General features: G+C 45.0%; 29 protein-coding genes and 1 tRNA gene. 6 read left to right on the top strand and 24 right to left on the bottom strand.

What is annotated here, in order from left to right; all coding sequences use genetic code 11:
• Position 1: 1 nt before the first annotated feature.
• The 7 genes from CSUNSWCD_RS07450 to CSUNSWCD_RS07420 form a co-directional block, all read right to left on the bottom strand.
• On the bottom strand, positions 2 to 214 hold the full coding sequence (locus CSUNSWCD_RS07450; RefSeq protein WP_009495274.1) for a hypothetical protein: 213 nt from the start codon (positions 212 to 214) through the stop codon (positions 2 to 4).
• 29 nt (positions 215 to 243) lie between these two features.
• Complete coding sequence (locus CSUNSWCD_RS07445) at positions 244 to 708, bottom strand: hypothetical protein (protein WP_009495273.1); 465 nt, start codon at positions 706 to 708, stop codon at positions 244 to 246.
• A 10-nt stretch (positions 709 to 718) separates the two neighbouring features.
• Positions 719 to 1,387 carry a hypothetical protein gene (locus tag CSUNSWCD_RS07440; protein ID WP_009495271.1) on the bottom strand — a complete coding sequence of 223 codons (669 nt, stop codon included), beginning with the start codon at positions 1,385 to 1,387 and terminating at the stop codon, positions 719 to 721.
• A 20-nt stretch (positions 1,388 to 1,407) separates the two neighbouring features.
• Complete coding sequence (locus CSUNSWCD_RS07435) at positions 1,408 to 1,767, bottom strand: hypothetical protein (protein WP_009495270.1); 360 nt, start codon at positions 1,765 to 1,767, stop codon at positions 1,408 to 1,410.
• Between the two features lie 3 nt (positions 1,768 to 1,770).
• Entirely contained in the window at positions 1,771 to 2,109 is a 339-nt protein-coding gene (locus CSUNSWCD_RS07430; protein ID WP_100223850.1) for a hypothetical protein, read from the bottom strand.
• A gap of 100 nt (positions 2,110 to 2,209) precedes the next feature.
• Positions 2,210 to 3,073 (bottom strand): Mu-like prophage major head subunit gpT family protein, encoded by an 864-nt coding sequence (locus CSUNSWCD_RS07425; RefSeq protein ID WP_009495268.1) that lies wholly within the window; start codon positions 3,071 to 3,073, stop codon positions 2,210 to 2,212.
• The gene (locus CSUNSWCD_RS07420; protein WP_009495267.1) at positions 3,073 to 3,840 is read right to left on the bottom strand and encodes a phage protease; all 768 of its coding nucleotides are present in this window, start codon (positions 3,838 to 3,840) and stop codon (positions 3,073 to 3,075) included. The genes CSUNSWCD_RS07425 and CSUNSWCD_RS07420 overlap by 1 nt, the downstream gene beginning before the upstream one ends.
• Before the next feature lie 457 nt (positions 3,841 to 4,297).
• Between CSUNSWCD_RS07420 and CSUNSWCD_RS07415 the strand changes: the two genes are divergently transcribed.
• The 4 genes from CSUNSWCD_RS07415 to CSUNSWCD_RS07400 all read left to right on the top strand — a co-directional run bounded on the left by CSUNSWCD_RS07415 (position 4,298) and on the right by CSUNSWCD_RS07400 (position 9,220).
• Positions 4,298 to 4,765: a DUF1804 family protein gene (locus tag CSUNSWCD_RS07415; RefSeq protein ID WP_009495266.1), complete on the top strand. Its 468-nt coding sequence runs from the start codon at positions 4,298 to 4,300 to the stop codon at positions 4,763 to 4,765.
• A gap of 115 nt (positions 4,766 to 4,880) precedes the next feature.
• The gene (gene terL, locus CSUNSWCD_RS07410; RefSeq protein ID WP_009495265.1) at positions 4,881 to 6,389 is read left to right on the top strand and encodes a phage terminase large subunit; all 1,509 of its coding nucleotides are present in this window, start codon (positions 4,881 to 4,883) and stop codon (positions 6,387 to 6,389) included.
• A 143-nt stretch (positions 6,390 to 6,532) separates the two neighbouring features.
• Entirely contained in the window at positions 6,533 to 7,837 is a 1,305-nt protein-coding gene (locus tag CSUNSWCD_RS07405; protein ID WP_009495264.1) for a phage portal protein family protein, read from the top strand.
• A gap of 135 nt (positions 7,838 to 7,972) precedes the next feature.
• Positions 7,973 to 9,220, top strand: a complete 1,248-nt coding sequence (locus CSUNSWCD_RS07400) for a phage head morphogenesis protein (RefSeq protein WP_009495262.1) — start codon at positions 7,973 to 7,975, stop codon at positions 9,218 to 9,220.
• Here CSUNSWCD_RS07400 and CSUNSWCD_RS11305 read toward each other — a convergent pair.
• Positions 9,219 to 9,304 (bottom strand) — tRNA-Phe (locus CSUNSWCD_RS11305). The genes CSUNSWCD_RS07400 and CSUNSWCD_RS11305 overlap by 2 nt on opposite strands.
• A 37-nt stretch (positions 9,305 to 9,341) precedes the next feature.
• Between CSUNSWCD_RS11305 and CSUNSWCD_RS07395 the strand changes: the two genes are divergently transcribed.
• Positions 9,342 to 9,932 carry a phage virion morphogenesis family protein gene (locus CSUNSWCD_RS07395; RefSeq protein WP_009495261.1) on the top strand — a complete coding sequence of 197 codons (591 nt, stop codon included), beginning with the start codon at positions 9,342 to 9,344 and terminating at the stop codon, positions 9,930 to 9,932.
• Positions 9,933 to 10,033: 101 nt separating this feature from the next.
• On the opposite strand, the gene CSUNSWCD_RS07390 is transcribed toward CSUNSWCD_RS07395, so the two are convergent.
• The 16 genes from CSUNSWCD_RS07390 to CSUNSWCD_RS07315 all read right to left on the bottom strand — a co-directional run bounded on the left by CSUNSWCD_RS07390 (position 10,034) and on the right by CSUNSWCD_RS07315 (position 19,680).
• Positions 10,034 to 10,453: a hypothetical protein gene (locus tag CSUNSWCD_RS07390; protein ID WP_009495260.1), complete on the bottom strand. Its 420-nt coding sequence runs from the start codon at positions 10,451 to 10,453 to the stop codon at positions 10,034 to 10,036.
• Positions 10,454 to 10,465: 12 nt separating this feature from the next.
• Positions 10,466 to 11,482 (bottom strand): AAA family ATPase, encoded by a 1,017-nt coding sequence (locus CSUNSWCD_RS07385; protein ID WP_208853717.1) that lies wholly within the window; start codon positions 11,480 to 11,482, stop codon positions 10,466 to 10,468.
• Positions 11,472 to 11,657 (bottom strand): NrdR family transcriptional regulator, encoded by a 186-nt coding sequence (locus CSUNSWCD_RS07380; protein WP_009495258.1) that lies wholly within the window; start codon positions 11,655 to 11,657, stop codon positions 11,472 to 11,474. The genes CSUNSWCD_RS07385 and CSUNSWCD_RS07380 overlap by 11 nt, the downstream gene beginning before the upstream one ends.
• Positions 11,654 to 12,166 carry a hypothetical protein gene (locus CSUNSWCD_RS07375; RefSeq protein ID WP_009495257.1) on the bottom strand — a complete coding sequence of 171 codons (513 nt, stop codon included), beginning with the start codon at positions 12,164 to 12,166 and terminating at the stop codon, positions 11,654 to 11,656. Before CSUNSWCD_RS07375 ends, CSUNSWCD_RS07380 begins: the two co-directional genes overlap by 4 nt.
• 2 nt (positions 12,167 to 12,168) lie before the next feature.
• The gene (locus CSUNSWCD_RS07370) at positions 12,169 to 12,564 is read right to left on the bottom strand and encodes a YopX family protein (RefSeq protein ID WP_009495256.1); all 396 of its coding nucleotides are present in this window, start codon (positions 12,562 to 12,564) and stop codon (positions 12,169 to 12,171) included.
• A 2-nt stretch (positions 12,565 to 12,566) separates the two neighbouring features.
• Positions 12,567 to 12,806, bottom strand: a complete 240-nt coding sequence (locus CSUNSWCD_RS07365; protein ID WP_009495255.1) for a hypothetical protein — start codon at positions 12,804 to 12,806, stop codon at positions 12,567 to 12,569.
• A 1-nt stretch (position 12,807) separates the two neighbouring features.
• Positions 12,808 to 13,941 (bottom strand): DNA cytosine methyltransferase, encoded by a 1,134-nt coding sequence (locus CSUNSWCD_RS07360; protein WP_009495254.1) that lies wholly within the window; start codon positions 13,939 to 13,941, stop codon positions 12,808 to 12,810.
• A complete protein-coding gene (locus tag CSUNSWCD_RS07355; protein WP_009495253.1) occupies positions 13,938 to 14,396 on the bottom strand; it encodes a hypothetical protein in 459 nt (152 codons plus the stop codon). Before CSUNSWCD_RS07355 ends, CSUNSWCD_RS07360 begins: the two co-directional genes overlap by 4 nt.
• The gene (locus CSUNSWCD_RS07350) at positions 14,389 to 14,772 is read right to left on the bottom strand and encodes an ASCH domain-containing protein (RefSeq protein WP_009495252.1); all 384 of its coding nucleotides are present in this window, start codon (positions 14,770 to 14,772) and stop codon (positions 14,389 to 14,391) included. Before CSUNSWCD_RS07350 ends, CSUNSWCD_RS07355 begins: the two co-directional genes overlap by 8 nt.
• A gap of 82 nt (positions 14,773 to 14,854) precedes the next feature.
• The gene (locus CSUNSWCD_RS07345) at positions 14,855 to 15,343 is read right to left on the bottom strand and encodes a host-nuclease inhibitor Gam family protein (protein ID WP_009495251.1); all 489 of its coding nucleotides are present in this window, start codon (positions 15,341 to 15,343) and stop codon (positions 14,855 to 14,857) included.
• Complete coding sequence (locus tag CSUNSWCD_RS07340) at positions 15,334 to 15,546, bottom strand: hypothetical protein (RefSeq protein WP_034964585.1); 213 nt, start codon at positions 15,544 to 15,546, stop codon at positions 15,334 to 15,336. The genes CSUNSWCD_RS07345 and CSUNSWCD_RS07340 overlap by 10 nt, the downstream gene beginning before the upstream one ends.
• A gap of 110 nt (positions 15,547 to 15,656) precedes the next feature.
• Positions 15,657 to 16,028 (bottom strand): DUF1937 family protein, encoded by a 372-nt coding sequence (locus tag CSUNSWCD_RS07335; protein ID WP_009495249.1) that lies wholly within the window; start codon positions 16,026 to 16,028, stop codon positions 15,657 to 15,659.
• Positions 16,029 to 16,092: 64 nt separating this feature from the next.
• Positions 16,093 to 16,338 (bottom strand): hypothetical protein, encoded by a 246-nt coding sequence (locus CSUNSWCD_RS07330; RefSeq protein ID WP_009495248.1) that lies wholly within the window; start codon positions 16,336 to 16,338, stop codon positions 16,093 to 16,095.
• Positions 16,335 to 17,213, bottom strand: a complete 879-nt coding sequence (locus CSUNSWCD_RS07325) for an AAA family ATPase (RefSeq protein ID WP_009495247.1) — start codon at positions 17,211 to 17,213, stop codon at positions 16,335 to 16,337. Before CSUNSWCD_RS07325 ends, CSUNSWCD_RS07330 begins: the two co-directional genes overlap by 4 nt.
• Before the next feature lie 121 nt (positions 17,214 to 17,334).
• Positions 17,335 to 19,455, bottom strand: a complete 2,121-nt coding sequence (locus CSUNSWCD_RS07320; protein ID WP_009495246.1) for a helix-turn-helix domain-containing protein — start codon at positions 19,453 to 19,455, stop codon at positions 17,335 to 17,337.
• On the bottom strand, positions 19,456 to 19,680 hold the full coding sequence (locus CSUNSWCD_RS07315; protein WP_009495245.1) for a helix-turn-helix domain-containing protein: 225 nt from the start codon (positions 19,678 to 19,680) through the stop codon (positions 19,456 to 19,458).
• 99 nt (positions 19,681 to 19,779) lie between these two features.
• Here CSUNSWCD_RS07315 and CSUNSWCD_RS07310 point away from each other — a divergent pair, with 99 nt between their 5' ends.
• Complete coding sequence (locus CSUNSWCD_RS07310) at positions 19,780 to 20,616, top strand: hypothetical protein (protein ID WP_009495244.1); 837 nt, start codon at positions 19,780 to 19,782, stop codon at positions 20,614 to 20,616.
• Positions 20,617 to 20,767 lie beyond the last annotated feature (151 nt).

The raw sequence follows: 20,767 nt of genomic DNA, 5'->3' as shown, positions 1-20,767 counted from the left end.
TTTAATCTTGCTTGCTCATGATCGCCACATATCTTTTTGAAACTTCAAACATCCATAAAAAATCTATCTTGAAGCGTTTGCAAAAGGTTTGTAGCACGAGGCTATCGCACTCAAAGACTGCCCCGTTTAGCCCCTGCCTCACGACTAGAGCGATACCTAGTCCCCGCAATATGAGCGTCTCATAAAAATCAAGCCCAAATTCATCTGGGCTCATTTGAGATTGCACGCAAGCAAGGATGCGCTCTACTTTTTTGAGCGTTCCTTTTCGATCACGGTATCTATGGCACGCATCACATCGATGTAGCTGAGACCTTTTTCTTCGATCTCAGCCTTGAAAGCCTCCACATCTTCACCGCTTAGCGTGAGATCAAATCTCTTCTTTGCAGTCTCATCGACATCGATCTTGAATTTATCTGCTTCCTTGATCTCTTTTTGTTTGGTCGAAATTTCATCGATGATACCAAGCACATCTTGGAGTGCATTTGCTTTCGCCTTGCCTTCTAGGCATGAAGCGACCTCTTTTTTGATCTCTTTGGCTTCTTCGAGAAGTGCTATCTCGCGTTCTAGGTTTTTGATAGTCTCCACTGTGTCTTTTAGCCCGCCAAGCTCATCATTTAGAGCGCGAGCTTCGCTCTTTTTTAGCTCTCTATATTCAAGCTTAAATTTAGCCTCATCGATGTTGATTTCAAATGGAAATTTAGTCTTCATTATTGTCTCCTTATTCTTCGTCCATAAATGTAAATAGCTCTTCGCCCGCAGCACGCAATATTTTGCCTTTGAGTGATAGTTTTGCAAAGTCTGAGCCGCTAACCGTCAGATCGCCCTCGAAGCTAAGATTAACAAGCGGGATTGTTAAAATTTGAGCTTTGCCGATTGCAAGGTTTTTACCATCGACAATGATCTTTCCCAAAGAATTTGATAGTTTTTGCGGCACGATCTTTTTAAATTTTACAGGGTAGTTGCGCGGAGCGCATTTATCCACTGTAAAGCTACCTGCTGCCATGTTTTCGGTGGCGATGTATATTTTTGTATCTTTGAGCACCGGGTCACCGATCTTGATTTGCTCGGTATCTGCTTTTATGGTCTTGCCAGTGAAAAATTTACCGCCTGCCGCATACGTCTCACTTTCGACTAGACCCTTAAAGCAAAGTGCCAAATTTGGTATGCTGATGTCGCCGATCTCAGTGCTGAACGTGTATTCAGCCTTTGTTTCAAGCTCCATGACACTTTCGCCCAAACTCTCATCGTTTGAAAGCAGCTCTTTTTTCTCAACTGTGCGGTTTAGGCTCACACTTTGTTGATACCCAAGCACGGTCGCCTCTGTTTTTCCTTGCGGGACGAAGCTCACTGTTGCAGTGGCTAGTCTTGCTATTTTTTCATTTGCCATTTTTGTTCTCCTTTTTTAATTTAATCTATTTCTACGACGTTGATTTCTATCTCAAAAATTACCGCATATAGATACAAGGTGCTACCTTCAAATTTTGCGGCTTTTGTTTGTTTATAGTAGTTTTTGCCGTATTTAGCGCCGAAGCGAAAAAGCTCGGTTCTGATTTGCTCAAGCTCTCTTAGCGCCGCAAAATTATCGCTATCGAGCGAATTTGCCGCCAGCACGAGAGCAAATTTGGCTAAGTCTATCGCGGGCGACATGGCCTCGCAACCGTCAAATACCAGGTAAAGACCGTTTTGCTTAATGGTTTCTATGCCGTTTATGCAAATAGCTTTAGGAAATATCTCTTTGATTTTTTCTATCGCTTCTCTTAGCCTCATCTCTTATTCTCCAAATTTAAGCCATATCTTTTCGCCCGGGTCGTCAAACTCGGACGTTCTTTGCCCGTGCGCACAAACGCCTAGCTTACCGTCCTCACTTTTTAGGCTTTGCGCCAGCCTGATCGCCTCCTTCGCCAGAGCTACCTCCCAATCCGCTATCTCCGCCGTCTTCAGGTGTAGTTTCAGGCGAAACATCGCTAGATCTAGCAGCATCGCCTCCGGTATCTCCTTGTTGCTCGTTATCTGCCTGGCTTCGTTCATCGCCGTTTGGCAAAGCTGCCGGCTGATCTCCTCCTGGTTGTATAGGCTCTGCCTCGCTCTTTGCAGTAGCTTCTCTATCATCTCCATCGCTAACCTCTCTAAAATCGTCTATGCAATAGTGCGCCATGAATATGATTCCTCCTTATTTTTTAGTCGTTGTTCGGCTTGAGAGCGGCATCTATCAAACGCCGCTGCTCTTGTATGCAAGCTGCCACAACGCGTATCCGGCGTTCATAAAGCTTTTGCAGCCAAACAGCGCCTTATCTTTCATAAATTTATAGTCGTTGCTCGACTCAAATACTCCGTCTTTAGCCACTTGCAGTACGAAAGGTTTGACAGGTTTTCCAAGATCCATCAGATACCAGCTGGTATCTGTTATTTCAGGCAACACCAAAAGCTCATAGCTTTGGTACGTCGGATTACTCTCCCCTCCGGCTAAATACTCTTTTTTAACTGCCTGTATAGCTTGTTTTTTATTTTTGGGGCCGCAGATTAGATGGGTAGGAGTTACCCCCAGCGCTTGATCGTTATCGCCTTTTATGCTCATCATCAGTGCGTCTGCCGCAATTAGGTTGTCCGGCGTTAATGCTCCGGTGCCTACGTTTGCGTATGTGTTTGTTCCCATGGCGTGAGCGTTACTAAAAAACGGCTTGCCGTCGTAGCATTTGCCCTTAGTCGTATCCTCGCCGTTAAGCAAAATTTTTGCAGTCAAAGCGGCGCCGAATTTTTTGGCGTTAAATGCCATTTGTTCGATCGCGGGCTTGTACACTCCCACCTTATCGTATTCGAGGTGGTTAACCGGCACTTCTACCGTAGCCTCGTAAGGCACGTTTTCTAAAGCGTATCCGTAGTCCTTAAATTTCTTAACATCCCTATCTCCGACCCACTCTTTCATCATAGGGAAGTTGCCCAGCCATACGTACTTCTCGCTTAAATCAGTGCTCTCTATACGCATAGATAGTACGTCCGCATCGCTTTTGGTATTGTTAAACGTTTTTTGAAAAGTCGCCTTAAAGCCGATCGCCGTTTCCTCAAAGTGCGCCATTAGTTCATTCCTCCTTTATATTCTTCGTCGCTAAGTCCAAGCATCCGCGCTATCTTGCTTTGCTCATCCGTTAAAGCGTTCGCTTTTGCGTTTTTCTCCAGCTCGGACTTTCCAAAAATTCCTTTAAAATTTTCTTCCATCTTGGCTATTTTCGCGCCTAGTTCGGCGATTTGCTTTGAGACGTTATTTGCTTCCTCGCTTCCTGCTTTACTTTCTTCTTGCTTTGGTTGCTCGGCGGGCTTTTTAGCTTCCGCAAGCTCCGCTTTTAGCGTTTCGTTTGCGGCTTTGCTCGTTTCAAGCTCTTTTTGCAAGGCCTCAAATTTTGCTTTTAGCTCCTCGAGTTCGTTCATGTTCTCTCCTTTTGAGTTGATTGTATTATTTAGTATGTTCGGCCTATTGACGAGACCGACGCTATCAAGGCCCGTTACGTATCTGCCGTCGGTATCGTAGACCGAGCTTAAATACCTATAAACTTTATCGCCTACCAGGGCCGCTCCGTTTTTATTTAGCTCTAGCTTTGCGTAAATCCCGTCGTCTCTTAGCTCGAAACTGTCTTTGTCAAACCATCCAAGCGCGCCGCCGAAGCTGTGGTTTTCATCAAGCGGGATATGAAGTCCGTTTGACGATATTCGTTTTAGTAGCGCGGCGCCGTCGATCATAAATACGCGTCCGTCAAGACCCGTTATCTCTCCGACGGGCGAGACCTTTACGAGCTCGTTTTCTTTATAATTTAGCGATAGTAGGTTTTTGCTTCTTACGCCGTCCACCGATATCTCCTTCTTTCTTTTTATAACTCCGCAGGCGAACAAAGTCCGCCTTTGCGGGCAAGGGCTGACACCCTTTGCAAACCCCTAAAGCCCTGCTTCGCGGGTTCCCGATTTTGTCAAAGCACCGGCTTTGCTTTCGTTTGCGCTAATTTTATGGGTTTTTAAAAATAATTTCACTCTATATATGCGGTATATAGAGTGAAATTTATTTTTTTACGAAATAAAATTGGGGGCAGAAATTTAGATCGAAAGACGAGCTGGTTTATATGAAAAACATTAATTGTCGTTTCGCGAGCAGCGAAACATATAACTTTAGGTGGGTGAGCGACCGCCGACAGAGGACGACGACTGCTCGTCGTCCGTGCGGGAGGCGAATGAGCGAAGCTTATCGCGTAAGCGATGCGAGCGATGGGTGTAAAATAAAGCGGGGCTTAGCTCCGCTGCGGAGTAAAAATATATGAAAAATATTGACATGAAAGATATGTATATCAAGGGCTATTCGATTTCCGATATCGCTAAAACCCACGGCGTGACCCGTCAAACCATATATAAGAAAAAAGCCAAAGATAAGGCAGCGGGCGTAGACTGGGACGCTTTAGCGCTAGCAAAAAGCAGAGACGTCGCGACTATAAGAAAAAGCGAAGAAGAGTTTATACTCACTCTTATAGACAGCTTCGATCGCGCTTTTGAAGAGGTCAAAGAGTTGGAGCCCGAAAAACGACTAAAAATTCTCAAAGAGTATAGCGGCGCGTACTACCGCCTAAAAGCTCCCCTAAAAACAGACGTAAAAGCTCAAATTTTATCGGCGGTGCAAAACGCGATCGGCGAAATAGCCGACCTTGCCGAAAAAAGCAAAAACGATCACGTAACCGACTTTTTAGCCCAAAACGCCGACGCTATACTTCAACGGACGCTTAAGGTATGAAAAACGCTAATTATCGTTTCGCGAGCAGCGAAACATATAACTTTAGGTGGGTGCAGGGAGCGCTTGCGCTTCCGCCCGTAAAGCGGGGCTTGGCTCCGCTGCGGAGTAAAAAGGTATGAACGACGTTGAAACTTTAAGAGCAAAGCTGAAGGGGCTTAAACGTATAAGCGACCCCTTACAAGAAGAGCGCGTACGTAGAGCCAAAAGCGGCTTTTTACAGATGGTAGAAATTTATTTTAGCCATCACGTGCGCTTTCCGGAAACCAGCTTTTTTAGAAAAGAGTTCTACAAAAACGCCGACAAGCTAACGCGCAAAAATAGAAATTTGCTCTTTAAGGCCTACCGCGGCGCGGCAAAAACTACTTTAATATCGCGCCTTTATACCATCTATAAAACGGCGGTTAAACAAGAAAAACGCAATGCCATCATCATCTCGGCCACAATTACGCTCAGCAAAAAGACGCTTGAATTTATCAGAAACGAATTTGAGGAAAACGAGCTCTTTATAAAAGATTTCGGCATCGCAAAAGGCGATAAATGGACGGAAGAGGAGATTGTTTTTTATAGCGGAAATACTCCTTTTAAGATTAGCGTATTTGGATCGGGCAAGAAAATTAGAGGCGAAAACTGGCGAGGATTTCGCCCCGATCTCATCATAGGCGACGACCTTGAGAACGACGAAAACGTAGAGACCAAAGCTCAACGCGACAAGCTTTATAATTGGTTTGAAAAGGCAATTATGAAGCTGCCCGCCAGGGGAGACGAAACTCATAATATCATCATCGTAGGCACTACCTTACACTACGACAGCTTGCTTTTTCGTATCGAAGCCAGGCGCGATTTTAAGACGCTTAGCTATCCTTTGGTTAGAGAGTTTCCGTCGAATATAGACGCCGATAAGCCGGATTTGAGCGAGTTTATTTTAGATGATAGCTCGCTAAGCAAGACAAAGTATTGGAATGAATTTATTAGCTCCAAAGCCGCCTTTATGTCCGAATACCAAAACACTCCTTTGAGCCGCGAAGAAACGAGCTTTAGTGGCTATGAAACCTTTGATATTATGCCCGTTTGCGACGCGTATTATATGGGCATAGACCCGGCGCTTGGCAAAAGCAAGGGTGATTATTTCTCGGTTGCTACGCTTGGGTATTTGGCGGGCAAATTTTACGCAAGCGTAAAAATGCTCAAACTAAAACCAGAGCTTATGATAGACAAAATAATTCAAGCGGCACTAGGCATATTAGCGCTTAATCGCCCGCTAAAAATAGCCATAGAAACGATCCAGTTTCAAGAGTTTTTCAAAGATATGCTTGATAAAAAAGCTCGCGAGCTAGGGATTTATCTGCCTATCGTAGAGCTTAAAAACTCGGTAGCCAAAGAGCTAAGAATCGATAGCCTTACTCCGCCGATAAACAACGCTCAAATTTTGATAGATAAAAACTCGCTCATCTTTATAGACGAGCTTGATACGTATCCAAAATCGGCTCACGACGACGGGCTTGATAGTCTTGAGATGGCTTGGCGTATAGCAAAGGTTCCGAATTTCGATTACGAAAAGGTTAATGCGATACTTCAAAAGCAAAAAGACAAGGAGAAGTTTCTAAAGGATTTGCTCGATAGATAAAGCATAGCCGAAACCGATTTATAAAAATCAATTTTAAGGCGGTTAGAGAGCGTTTAGAATGCCAAAAGCCGTTTAAGGTAGAGTAAGACTACCAAAAAGGCGCAAAAACGTTTTAAAACGCAAATTTACGAAAAGGATATAAAGTGAAAAAAACGGACGCGATAAAATATATGCTAGGGTCGCTACGGCCCAGAGGCGATTATTCAAAAACCGATATTCAAAACTATAGCGAGCTTTCAAGCGGCAAGATTAGAGCCGCGCTACTAACCAAAAACCAGCAAGAGATGTTTTCCGTATTTAGCCTGATCGAAGACAAAGATAGCTCCGTGGGCGCCGAGTGCGAAAAAAGAATATCGTCTATCACAAACAAATTCTTTACTCACTCGCTGGGAGAAGACGAGAATGAAAACATAGAAGAGCTCATAAAAGCAAGCGTCGAGGCTAGAGTTTTCGGTTTTAGCTTGATTGAGTTATATTTAAAAGACGACGCGTCGCTTGGTGTGTCTAAAGTGGACCGGGAGTTTATACGATTTGAGGAAAACAAGCCTCATCTAAACGTCAAAGGCAAGGACGTCGTAGCTAAGCCCCCTTTTTATATCTCTATCACGGCAAAGCCCGTATTGCTAAAGGTTTTATGGATAGTCTACGCCAAGCACTACGTGCTAAGCCAGTATCTTAAATTTACCGAGTTTTTAGGGGTGCCGCCTCTTATCGGCAATAGTGCCAGCGGAGACGAAAAGGTTATCTCGCTTATGGCCGAAGCATTTAAAAACTTGCGTAGCGGCTCATACGGGGTATTTGGACCAAACGATACGGTCAAGGTTTTAGAGGGGCGCGGATCTCAGGCCGATTTTATGGAGTTCGTTCGCTACTGCGACGGCGAAATAGCGAAAGTCATAAACGGCTCCGTGCTAAGCTCCAACATTAGCTCGACGGGCAGCTTTGCGATGAGCAAGGTACACGACTATAACCGCAAAGAGATACTCGCCGGCGACGTCAAATTTGCCGCCAGAGAAGTGCAAAATTTTTATAAGACGTTCGGCAAAAAAGCCGATTTAAATATCCAGATAGAAAAGGATAGCGATCTACTCCAGCGCGCGCAGGTGCTATCCATCCTGCATCCTATGGGCTACCAGATGAGCCCAAAAGATATGGCTAAAGAATTCGATCTGCCGGAGCCTGTAAATAATTCAAATTTTAAACTCGAAAAAAACGCTAAAGAAAAGCGGTTGTTTCTTGACGAGATAGATAAGGCGGCTTTTAGCGCAAACACCAAAGACGAAGAGGCCCAGATAGAAAAAGCCATCTTGGATATCGTTAAAAACGCGGATAGTTTCGAGGAAGTTTATGAAAATATGCTGCAAGCTTTTCCCGGCGCGGATATTGACGCTATCGAGGATACGCTCGAGAAGATCATCGCAAACGCGCATATAAAAGGGATGTTGTGAGTAGCAGGCGCGAAGCTAAGTTAAAAATGAACAAAAGGGAACCCGCCGCAAGGCAGGGCTTTAGGGGTTTTGAAAGGGCGAAGCCCTTCATCGCAAGGGCCGGCTTTGCCGGACCGCGAAGTCAAAAGGCATGTTGTGAAATTTGACTTTTATGCCGAGCCTGCAAAGGTAGTCGAATATCTCAGACAAAAGCGCCCCGAAGTGCATTTTGATTACGACGAGATCATGCACGGCGCTCATCATAGGGCGTTTACCGTAGCCAAGATCACGAAGCTGGATTTACTTTCAGACGTTCAAGAAAGCCTAGCGTATGCGGCCGAAAACGGACTTGGGTTTGAGGAGTGGAAGAAAAGTTTGTTGCCCACTCTCGCTAAAAAAGGCTGGCTTGGAAACGTAGACGCCAAGGATCCCAAAACCGGAGAAATCAAACAAATTTACGTCGGATCTCGCAGGCTTAAAAATATCTATAACACCAATATGCGCGTAGCTTACGCCGTGGGCGCATACGAAGAGGCGATGAACTCGGACGCCGAGTTTCTACGCTACACTGCCGTGCTCGATAGCAAAACCAGAGCCTCGCATAGAGCCTTGCACGGCGTTGTCTTGCCTAAAGACCATCCGTTTTGGGATACGCACTATCCGCCAAATGCTTGGAACTGCCGCTGCAAAGCAAGAGCCTACACGAAGCAAGAGCTTAAAAGCAGAGGCTGGAGCGTTACCGAAAATATCCCGAGCGTAGAGCCGCATCCGGACTGGGCGTATAACGTAGGCAAAACGGATAATCTTGATGCGGTATTTGCGGACAAAGTAGAAAAGCTAAAAGACAAAGCCGTTTCAGAGGACTTCTACGAAAATGCCAAGGCTTTTTTGGGCGAACTCGAGCATAAAAGAAATCTATACGTATGGCAAAGCGGGCTTGATGAAGCCGTAGAACAAATCATCGTCAAAGGCGATCCTAAAACACCCATAAATATGGTGCAAGTCGGGCTTTTGAGCGAAGCTATCGCAAATGCCGCAAGTAAAATTTTAGGGCTGGACGTAAATAGCGGCGGCATAATATTAACAAAAAAGCACCTATCGCACGCAAGTCCTAAGCGTAAAGAAGCCTATGCTCACGCCTTTAGAGTAGAGGAGATAAAGCAGATCGTATCGGTGCTAAATGACGAAGCCAAGGCTTACGCGGATCTTCGCGAAAAGCATAAAAATATAATATTCGTTTTTGACGACGACAAGGACGAAACCAAGATAAATTTGATCCCGATAGAAATCAGCAAGATAATCCATAAATTTAAGCAAAGCAACTATGTAATAACACTTGACAAGACACTAAAAAGCGAGTTTGAAAAAGAGTTGAGAGAGGGAACTATAATAAAGATAAAATAGCCAAAGGCGGGAGTCGAACCCGCGATAGCCGCTCCGCCTTTTGGGCGGCACGTTCGTACTACACTCACTGACGCCATCTTTGGCTATTTCTAGACGTATTATACCACAAAAAAGGATAAAGATGCCCGTAGAATTAAAAGGCCTTGAAGAGATCCAAAGAAAGCTTAAAACACTAGAATCCAGTCTGGATGAAGCGGGAATGCGGCGCAAGCTAAACACGATAGGCGGCATGATAAAAAACTCCATAATGGAAAGTTTTGAAAACGAAACGAGTCCATTCGGGCAAAGATGGAAGCCGTTATCGTCGGTTACGGCCTTTGCAAATTTCGGGGGCGGCGGGATAAAAAACGTCAAACGGGGCAGGCAAAACGCCTACTATAAAAACGAAAAAAAGCAAAAGAAGTCTTTTTTAAGCGTATTTGGCGCGGGCGGCAGTAGGAGAATTTTAGTGCTTTCGGGGGCGCTTGCCGGGCATTGGGTCGTAAGAGCTAGCGCAAAGAGCGTTACGGTCTCAAACAATAGCTCAAGCGGCGGATTTGCTTACGGGCTTACGCATCAATTCGGCACCGCCAGAGCCGGCAGGCATAGAAACGTCCATATCCCGGCTCGTCCTTTTTTACCCGTGGACGGTAGCGGAAATTTAGAGCCTAGGCTCGCAAAAGATATCAATGATTATCTAAAAGAGGAAATCATAAAAGAGTTTCAAAGATAGGTGTTCGCAGGTTTAAATTTTAAGATTGCGAACACCTGCGCCGCTTCAAAAGCCCTTTATTTCGAGTTTTTAAAACAAGTGTTCGCATTTTGGTTTGTTTTTTACATGAGCCCTTTGGTAACCCAATTTACCAAAAGACCCGAAGCGATGTCGCCGAGCGCATCAAAACTCATGCTAGTAAGGCTCTCTTTAAGCTTGTCGCCTATGCTTTCGCCCTCTTTTAGCGTTTTAGGTTCGGCCTTTAAGGCTACAAGCCCCTTTAGGCTTAGTCTAGCAAAAGAATATAGGCCGCCGTTTGCCTCGTGTTTTTCGTAATAAACTATAAAACCCTCATCGTATAAGAACTCTATGCACTCGCAAACGAACTCGGCGTCTACGCTCTCAAAGGATTTATCCTTGAGGGCTAGTATTTCGTCTACTCTCAATATGATTTTAGTCGGAAAATTTTTTGCCAAATGCGCCAGTATAAGCCCTATACATATATCAAAATGTTTTAAATTATCCATCCTAAAGCCTTTCATCGTTTCTCCTTATTATATCAGTTTATAGTTCACGCTATTGCCCGCGCCGCTAAATTTATCCCAGTATATGCCGCAAAACCTCTCTAGCGTTCTTTGCGTCGCGCGGTCGCCTTTTGATATGCCAAGAGTTTTATAAATTTTGTTTTGATTAAGGGGGCCGCCCGATAAAATCTCTTTGATATTTTCAGCTCTATCTAGCTCTTTTTGAGAGATTTCTAGACTTGTGGGATCCGTTTGCGTTAAAGCGCATTCGACGCAGCGGATATTAAACGCTGATTTTTCGACGTTTAAACGGCGTTTATAAGGCTCTAGAATAAAATTTAGCTCGCCTTGTTTTGAGGGCATAGTCGTAGCTTCCCACACTTCGTCTACGCTATTTATGAGTGAGCTGCTGCCTCTTATGTTGCCGCCGGCCTTGGTGGCGTGAGCTATCACGATGAGCGTGCCGCCGGCTCTTCTTATACGCTTACAAAAGGTTATGAGTTTATGAATCTTTGCCTCGTCGTATACGTCTTCACCCAGAAAAAACGAGAGGCTATCTAGGATAAAGAGGGCTTTATCGTAGCCTTTTTCCGCGTTATCCTCGATGGATTTAAAAATATCGCTCATCCCGCTTTTAGCATCGTCCATAAGATCTGCGTTTACGTAGGTCATAGACCCGTCAAGCTCCCTTATGACGCGGTCGTATCCTCTATCTTTTATGAGCTGGGCCCCGTTATCGGCATCGAGGTATACGCTCTCAAAGCCCATTTTAGATAGGTGCTTGGCTAGCGCGAAACATAGCCACGTCTTGCCTAGTCCGCTTCTACCCCAAACTATGTTTATGCTTTTTTCTAGCAAAAAGCCGGGGAGTAAAATTTGCCTATCTTCAAGAGCGCAAAGCTCGTCGATACTAGGAGCGTTTAAAAAATCAAATCTATTTTTACTCCGCGGACGAATAAAATCCGTCCTTGCAGCGGGGAGTAACAGCCCTCTCGACCCACCTAAAGCACATCGGGGCGTGTCAGCCCCGCCGTAATTATCGCTCATCGTCTTCCTTTAAAATTTCTTTTACGTATTTTTTTAAGTCGTCGTCTATTTTTACTATCTCCACCGTCACGAACGTGGCTCCGCACTGCGGGCACTTTCGCCACCTCTCGTTTACGGTGCTTTTTATGGTGCTGATCACCTTTGTTTTTTCAAAGGCGCATTTAGGGCAGATCACCGCTTAACCTCTTTATCTTTCTTAAATTTAATTATCTTTTCAAGCCCGGTGATTATCTTTGTGGCGTCCCCTTGCCTTATCTTTGGCAAAAGATCTATTTTAGGCACGAGTACGCGCGTTTGCTTAGCGATAAATTTCATCAAAGAAAACTCGTCCATGTTTAGCTCTGCTGCCTTGGCCGCGATGAGATTAAACTGCTTGCGGCTTATCTTTTTATCCGCCTCGCCGCTTTGTTTTTTGCTTGATTTGTTTGCGTCTATGCGCGCATTTGCGACCAAATTTCGCCCCAAGGTATCGGGTTTAAAATCAAGCCTATCGGGCACGTTGCCAAGCAGTATATCAAGCGCCAAATTTAGCTCGCCGATACTAAGATCCTTTGAGCTTTCGACGCCAAATCTCAGCTCTAGCCAGTCTTGCCACGCGTGATTGCGCTTGATTTCCTTGTATAAGGAGTTAGTGTGTATCCTATAAAGTAGCTGTTTTCTATAGACGTCTTGGTTTTTGGTCATTTTTACTCCCCTCTTAAAAGTTCCGGGTTTTTGTAGATATTGCCGACGACTTCATAGCTAAGCATCGTGGCTTGATTTAGGTGCGGACGTCCAGGCTTTTCTTTTATTGGCCTTGCGATAAAACCAAAGCTTGCGTCGTGCCACTTGATTATGTAGTCGGTTTTATCTTTGTTGCTATGGTGACGGATGATGTCGTCCTCGTAAATTTTTACGTCGTTTCTATCTTTTGAGCCGATGTATTGCATAAGCTTAACTTCGCGAGTATGAAAATATACCCTAAGCGCCCTTTCGTTTTTTCTCTTTATGACCGTTGCCGTTTTAAAAGTAAAATTTATCTCTTCTACGATATACATCTCTCCTTCGATTTTGTCCCAAACCCTATATTCAATCTCTCTCATTTTTACTCCTCGTCGCTTATCTCGTCTAAAATTTGCCTAAATCTGTGCTCGTCGGTTTCGTTGAGCAACTCGGTCAAAAGATCGGCTCTAGCGGCTTCTTCGGTCTGCCACGCGGCTTTTCGGCATTGTGCCAAAGATCTAAATACTTCGCGGCCGCCGTAGTATTCCACGGCTTCATCGACGTGGACGTCAAGGCTACGAAGCGCTTGCGCCGCGGTTTTGTAGAATCTGTGGTATTTCATCTCACGCCCCTAGTTTAAATAGTTTATCTTTGGCTTTTTGAACCCGCCTAAATACCATCTTTATAACATTCACGCTCATAGCGTTGCCCGCTTGTTTGTAGGTTTGCGTATCGCTCGTCACGATCTTAAAGTTTTCGGGGAAACCTTGTAAACGTAGGCACTCGCGCGGAGTAAGTTTTCGTATGCGCTCGGCTTTTAAAAGATTGTTTCGCTCAAAGCCGCTCGAGCTTATCGTAGGGCATGTCTCCAACTCGTATCCTTGATTAAAACCTCTTGCCTTTTGCAATATCTTTGGCGTATGTCCGCCGCCCGTTGCGGTAGTCAGCGTCGGAGCTATTCCGCAGGTATCATATATGCGCCTTATGCTCTCGTTTCCTTTTGCGTCAAGCTCGCCGACGACCTTGATAAAAGTGTCCGTCCTGCGGTGTCCTGGATTCGTTGTTATAGTGGTCGCGATACCTTCATTTCCGCTTCTAGTCTCAAATTTGCCGTTAAATTTTGGATGTTTGCTCTGGAAATACGCAAGGGCCTTGTCGCTAAGAAAATATTTTTCATTGACATCTCGATCGAGATAGTCCGATAATTTGCCGCAGCCCGTCTCGGGCGCATAAGAAAAGGCGTAATATTCGTCTGCGTTCAAAAACCCCACGATATACAACCGTTCTCTATTTTGTGGGATGCCGTAGTCTTTGGTATTTAAAATTTCGGCGTGGCAGTGATAGCCTAGCCCGCGCAAAGCATCTAAAAATCTTTGATAGCTTTTGCCGCCGTTGATTGACAAAAACCCTTTGACATTTTCATAGACAAAAACGCTAGGGCGCGCTTCACTAACCACGCGGTAAAATTGCCATATCAGGTTGCCTCTTTCGCCGTCCTCGCCTGCGCGTTGCCCTGCGATTGAAAAGTCTTGACAAGGACTGCCGCCGATCAAAATATCTATTTGCCCGGCGTAAGCTCTAGCGTCAAGATCGCAAACATCCTCATAAAAAACTATCGGGGCGTCGTGATTGGCCTGGTAGCTTTGACGTGCGAATTTATCTATCTCGCAGGCAAATATCGTTTTTACATTATCAAATACTTCGCGAGCGGCAAACTCGGGCGCGCCGATACCTGAAAAGAGAGTGGCGAGGTTCATATCGCGTCTCCCGCGTATACACTTTTCCCGCTTTCTAGATCGGCGATGATACGCTTTCTTATACGCTCAAAGCCTAGCCTTATGGATGGATCTTTAGCGCGGTTCTCAAAGCTACCGTTACTTAGCTCCTCGTATGGCTTCTTTTCTTCTTGCATGGCTTTAGTATCGCGCGGCAGGCGGTAGATCGCCTCGCAGTCTATCTCGCGAAAGATTATGCCCGCTTCCTTGATCGCGACAAGATTATCAGCCCAAAACTCTCTTAGCTTGGCCTTGATGTTTTCTTTGTTTAGCTCGAAAATTTGCTTTGCGGCGGGGTGGGAAAATACGAAATGCAAATTTATACCGTTTATCTTTGCCCATTTTAAAAGCTTAGCATCGATGATCCCCTCTATGCCGTATTTGGCTAGCCTTTGGACGAGCTGGTATTTTGCGATACCGGGAGCCAGTTCAGGCATTTGTATCCTTTAGATATACGAAATTTCTAGGAGCTGTTTTTACTCCGAAATATCTTATGTTTTGAGGTTTTTTGTATCTGATCGGCTCTTCTAAAAAATACCAAGAAGCATATTTTTTATCCTTAAAATATTCGTCGAATTCTTCTTTGGTAATTCCAGAGCAGTCCAAATAGCAAGCCCACACCGCTTCTTTGTTTTCGCATCTATCGGCTCTTTTTACTTTTACCTCGCCGACTACCTTTTTTATCGGTGCCGTGGCATACAAAAATATCCTATCGTTAGCGACGGACGCTAACGCCTTTCTATATTCTACTCGTTTTGTGCCGTCGAGTATCATGTCTGCAAATTTGGGCTTTACTGATAATAAAATAGCCATTGTTTTTCCTTAAATTTAAACCTTTTAAAAAGCCTTTAATATCGTTTAAAAGGCTTTTTAAAGGGCTTAAAGCCCTTTAAATTTAGACGTTTGCGCTTTGCAAATTCTCTATCTTGGTTTCTATGCGGAAGTTATCCTTTACGACGCGCTTAAGACCTAGTTTAACGAGCTCGGCGTCTCCTAGTTCCACGATAGCGTCTTTGTTTATGGTCTCTTCGTACGTGATGCACTCCTCGAGCTTATAGCTTTTTAGAGCCTTTATGAGCTTTTCTACTTTCTCTTTTATGCGCGGCAAGGACACGCTTTTGCTTAGCTTGTAGCCTATCTTTCCAAAGGTAAATTCTTTGCTGCGCTTTTCTGCAAATTCAGCCTTGTTTTCCTCGCAAAACGCCGTTATTTGACTCTCGATATATTTTTTCTCGTTATCGAGCTTTTCTACTTGCGCCTTTCTTGAGTCTTTTATCTCGTTGCATTTTAGGGTTATCTCGCCGTTTATATCGGCAAGCGCCACCTCAAGCTCGCAAATGCGCTTTAGCGCGCTGTCTACGTCTGTAAATGTTTTTATTTCCATCTTTTGCTCCTTATTTTTGCTTTTCTTCTATTTGCTCTTATTTCTTGGCTTTTGTGCTTTGAGCCGTTTGTTATGAGGCTCCTCGCAAAGGCCGCCTTGCTTCTTCTTGTTTTGGTCGGCGTTAGCGTCGGCGCTCCGCCTAATGTACTCGTATCGTTTAGCGCTAGGCTTATACCCGCTAGCATCGACACGGCTTTCATCATTTTTACTCCTTTCAAATATGCTAAATTTCATCGCAAATTTGAGCTTGCAAACGTATCCGTAGATCGTGCAAACGGGCAAATTTGCCTTGGCTTTTCTTACGATTAGCACCTTACATCCAAAGCACCAGCTCGGCCGAGCCGTTTTTATTAAGCTTTAGCTGGCTTAAGCCTAGCTTTTTGGCGTACTCAAGCTCTGCTGCTATGCCCTTGGAGTCTTTTACGTCCGGATGATCGCAGACGTATATATGATCGCACTCTTCAAGCATCTTTAGCCCAAGTTCTAGGGCTAGCTCTCTTTGAGTGTTTTCGTCAAGCTTACCCGATAGCTCTAGCACCGCGCTTACGGGCTCGTATCCTGCGTGCATTATCTTTATACACTCCTGCCTTGCGATGTTTTGAGCGAGATAATCTCTCATATCGTCTTGGCACTTTAGGGCGCCGTAAGGCGTAGCTACATAGACGCGCTTTTGAATCTCTTTCATTCATTCTCCTTTCTTCAAATTTGACTTTATCGAGCCCTAAAAATAGAGCTCTGTAAAACCAAATTTACGCCGCCGTATCGACGACTCTTAGGCTGGTTTTTTCCATGATCAGCGCGCCGACCTGCCTAAAATAATCCCTCGAGTAGTAGGCCTTTTTGCCCCTTATCATGTCTCTTGCGGCTTGGTAGCCGTTGCCGCGCCTGATGCCCCATACGTTGCCTTTAGCGTTTATTCTCATTTCAAATCCCTTCTCCCTCATCCTACTCATAAACTCCTCCAGCCTTTTTGCTTGCGTCGTTTGCGTTCTCATAGCACGTCCTTTAGTTTTTTAGTATCTCCGCCGTAAAGCTCCAGTAGGTCATCTAGCGCATATTTGACCTCGCGCAGGTTTCTGCACTTTTTCCAAACCATAGCCGCTTCCTCGTTTGAGATCATTACTCCGCTTTTTTCAAAAAGCATTATCACTTCGTTTTCGCCGAAATTACTTAGCGCGTGAGCGGGCTTTCTGATCCTAGTTTCTACTTGCTCGTGAGAGCGGGCTATTTGCAGATCCAGCGCCTCGGTGCCCGCTAGCACGATAGGACATAGAGCGCACTCTTGTATGTGGCGGATCTGCTCCAAGCTCTTTTCGCTTAAGAAATTCGCCTCGTCTATCACGATCACCTTGCCGCCTTTGCTTAGCTGCTCTTTTATGGCTTTCATTAGGTGTTGTTGCGATCTTGAGGTGGGTTTGGCGCCTATACTTTCCGCTAGCTCCTCTAGTATCTCTTTTTTGCTTATGCCGTCGTATGCGGTTATCATCACGCTTTGAGGCATAGCAGCGCATACGGCTCTTAGCGCCGTAGTCTTGCCCGTGCCGCTTTTGGCCGTGATTTTCATCAGGGCCTTTTGGCGCACGGCCTTTATTACGCTAGCTATCACGGTTATCGTGTTGTTAAACGGGATGATGTCGGCTTTCTCGCAAATTTCGTCGTATTTCGAACTGATTTTGAGCTGCTTCGAATTAAAAAACGCCGCTATCTTCTCCTCTACCTCGGCCTTTCTCTCGCTTGAGAGTTTAAAATCTCCCCATCCGTTGATCGCAAGCGTCACGTAGGTATGATTTTTTATACCCAGCACCTCGGCGAGCTTTCTAAAGCTGCCGCCCGATCTTTGATACTCTTCAAACTGCGTTTTTAAGTCCATAAAAACTCCTTAAATTTTTAGTGTTCGCATTTAAAAATAACACATATGCGAACACTTGCACCGCCACAAAAGCCCTATATATCGACCTTTTAAAACAAGTGTTCGCAAATATCTTATTTTTTTATCCCTCTAAGCTCTTGATCGCGTCCGCGGGATCGGGTAGGTAGATGACGTTGTTTCCTACGGAGGCCTCTTGCTCTATCTTGCTCACCACCTTGGCTTCATCCTTTTTAATAACCTCGGCCTTGCCTTTTCTTGCCTCTTTGAGTCTTCTTTCGGCATCGGCCTTATAGTATCCGTCCTTCTCGTTTTGTAGCGAGCGGATATACGCTTTGGTCGGGCGGATAACGCGCTTTTCGTATTCTTTTTGCGCCGCCTTGACCTCTTCGGCGGACATTTTGGCTACGTCTTGATTCACCACGTCGCAGATATACTCTCCGTCTTTATAGACGTGATAGACGCTGGCGTCGTCTATATTTTCGATGGTTTCGAGCCTATCGCCTATTTTTGCGTGCCTAAACACTTCAAGGTCGGTAAATTTAAGCCCGTTTATGCTAAATCCCTCGGCCTGCAAGATTTTTTCTTCGCTTCTTCCGAAAACCCTTTCGTCAAAGCTGAATTCCTCTATCTCTTCGCTTCCTTTGAAGCTCTCGCACCACCTATCCATCATCGTTTGCATCTGATCGCGCGTCATTAGGTTTTTGATGTTGGTTTTAGCTCCGCTTAGCATCGCGGCCTTATCCTCGGCTTGCTTTTCCCTCAGCGCCCTATCGCCTACGTTATGGCCTAAAAAGCCCGGTAAACCCTCGAAGAAATCCTGTATCTCCTTATGACATCTTTCTATCTTTCCTTTTGCCTTGCCGGTAAATTTAGGCGCTTTTGCGTATTGCACCCCAAGGCGCTTTAGCACCCCTTGGAAGTGCTTACCCACATAGTCCTTTCCATGGTCGCCTTTTATGTATCCTGGTCGCCCCATCTCTTTAAGCGCTTTTTTCAAAAGCCGCACGTTGGCATATCCGTTAGGACTGTCGCACAGGTCGTATACGCGCATTTCGCCGCCTACGTCTATGATGCCCACGGCCGTATAGCGCACAGGCTCGCCATTTTCGTCAAGGCACATGAAATCATACGGAGTAGCGTCTACTTGCCACTCCTCGTTTACCTTGAGGTAGTTGCGTTTTATGGATATGTTTGTGTTTAGTCCGTCCCTGCCCGCGCGTAAAAAGGTCCTGACCTCGTAGTCCTTGCTGGCTATATTTGAAGCGTGGCGCAAAAAGGTCGAGCGGCTAATATCGGCGCTAAGAGGCGCGAACATATCAAAATATAGCCCCTTAGATAGCGCGTATCTGCGGCAGTATTCCATCCACCAGCTAGTCTTTTGCGCCGTTCCGATGGACAGTATCGCGTCCTTTATCATTTTTACGTTAGCTTTCGACGTCCCGCCTCTTTTATCTTCCAAGGCCTCGCCGCCTTTTTGGGCAAACTCTTTTTGCCAGCGGTATATGCTCTTTTCTTTTGCCCCGAAAGCCTGCGCCGCGGCCTTTACGCCGTATAGCTTGGCGTAGCCTAGGACTTCTGACTTATCTAGGGCTTTGCGAGCTAGAGCCGCTCTATTATCTTCACTAGAACTATGGTGGCGCAGATCACGATTAGCGACGGCGTCGAGATTTTTATTTTTCCGCCCAGCAGCAAGGTCGCCGCTATGATCCAAACCAATACTTCCACTTTTTAACTCCTCTAGGTTAGAGACCGTATAAACGGCGTTTACTTCCTCATTTCCTTGACTTGCGCCAGTATCCCGAGCACCACTAGCCCCACGGCTCCTATCGCGCCTACTAACAAGATCGTTAGCGATAGCAGCATTATTATCTCGCCCGCTTCCATACTCTTCTCCTTTAACGAACTTTAACGGACGGACGGATGCGTTATTTCCCAAATTTACCCTAAAGGCCTCATCCGCCCGTGAAAATTCGCTAAATTTTACGGCTCTATATCCGCACTCTTGTGCGTTATCTGGCAAGTATACGTCTATATCTTTATCTATTTTTCCGATATTTATCGCCGCATCGACACCGGCGATCTCCACCGCAAACAGTAGCTTCACGCCTCCGCGGCTTCTCGCGCCCGCGCCCTCTATGCGGATGAATGGGTATTTAGCGGAATTACGCCTGGTAGCTTCTTTGAGAGCGCTCAAAGAGACGCAAAAAATCTCAGCAGCCGCGGCAGTTTCGACGTATATCATTTAGCTGGCCTTACTCTCTTCTCGCTCGCTTTTTAGGGCGCTCGGAAGTTCTTTGATTATGCCCTCGGACAAAAGCGCCTCAAACACCTTTCTTGAAGTCGCATGGTTTTTCTCGCCTAGCACCTGACCGTTTATTACCATATAGGTAGTGCGCTCGCTGAGATCGTGTTTTTTTGCCCACTGCCTTATGCTTATGCAGTTATCTTTGAAATACTGCTTTATCATTCGCGCTCCTTTCTTGTTTTTTCATTGTTAAAGTAAAAATTTTAAGTCCTTGCTCGCTATAATGTTTATTAACTATAAGAACCGCAAAAGGAGTTTTTGATGTTTGGTTTTTTAAAATGCCGCGCCAAAGCCGCAAACGATAAGTGCCCTGAAAAATCAGCGATCGATCTGGACATTCGCGATAAGAATTTAGCCGCAAAAAAGATAGAAAACTACGAAAAAAATTTAAAACTAAATCTTGAAGCCAAGCGCAAAGACTTAGATAATATAACTACCTCGATAATCCCGTTTCAGCTTACCCTGATAAGGATGTTTTTATGGCTATCGTTTAGTTCCTTGGGTGCCGTTTTTTACTTCGTAAAACCTGACAGAATAATTAATGTATGTCAAGCGTATTTTTTAGTTCTTATTTCGCTAACCGTTATCTGCACGGCGATCGTCTGCTTGATGGCTATTAAAGAAAGCGCCGATAGACCCACCGCGCACCTTGATAATAACTATTTTCGAGACAATATCAATCAAGACGATTATGAACACGTCAATGGATTGATAGCTATGCTTGACGTCACGACAAAAGCTTTAGACATCGCCGCAAAAAGCATGGCTAAAGCCGGTAAAATGCTAAGACGCGCTATATATCTATCTCTTGCTACATTGTTTTTTATTTTTTCTCTCGCAGTCGTTTCTATATATCCCATGAAAGGAGGTGAAAATATGGCTGAAGAACAAAAAGACGTCAAAGTTAGTACCGATTTAACCAATGATACTCGTCCGGCTTTTAAATCCGTTGCAGAGATTAAGCCGGCCGTATTGCAAGCAAATAATCGCGAAAGCATCAATAACGAGTCTTGGACCGAAGGTGGCGGCTACAATATCACGTCAAGCGACCAAAACCAGACTGATACCGCGACATCCGGCGATAAAGACAAAAAATAGCCTTCTTCTCCGCCCTCTGGCGGAGAACTATTCATCAAACAAAAACGCATAGCTGCATAGTACGAATACTATCCACCAAACAAAATCGTCCATAGGATCTCCCTTTTTACCTTAACAATGAAAATTTAAAGAACTATTTTTCAAACCTTTG

The sequence above is a fragment of the Campylobacter showae CSUNSWCD genome (assembly GCF_000313615.1).
Lineage (GTDB): Bacteria > Campylobacterota > Campylobacteria > Campylobacterales > Campylobacteraceae > Campylobacter_A > Campylobacter_A showae_A.
Note: the sequence above shows the minus strand (reverse complement) of the source record. Positions and strands in the feature narration are given on the sequence as shown.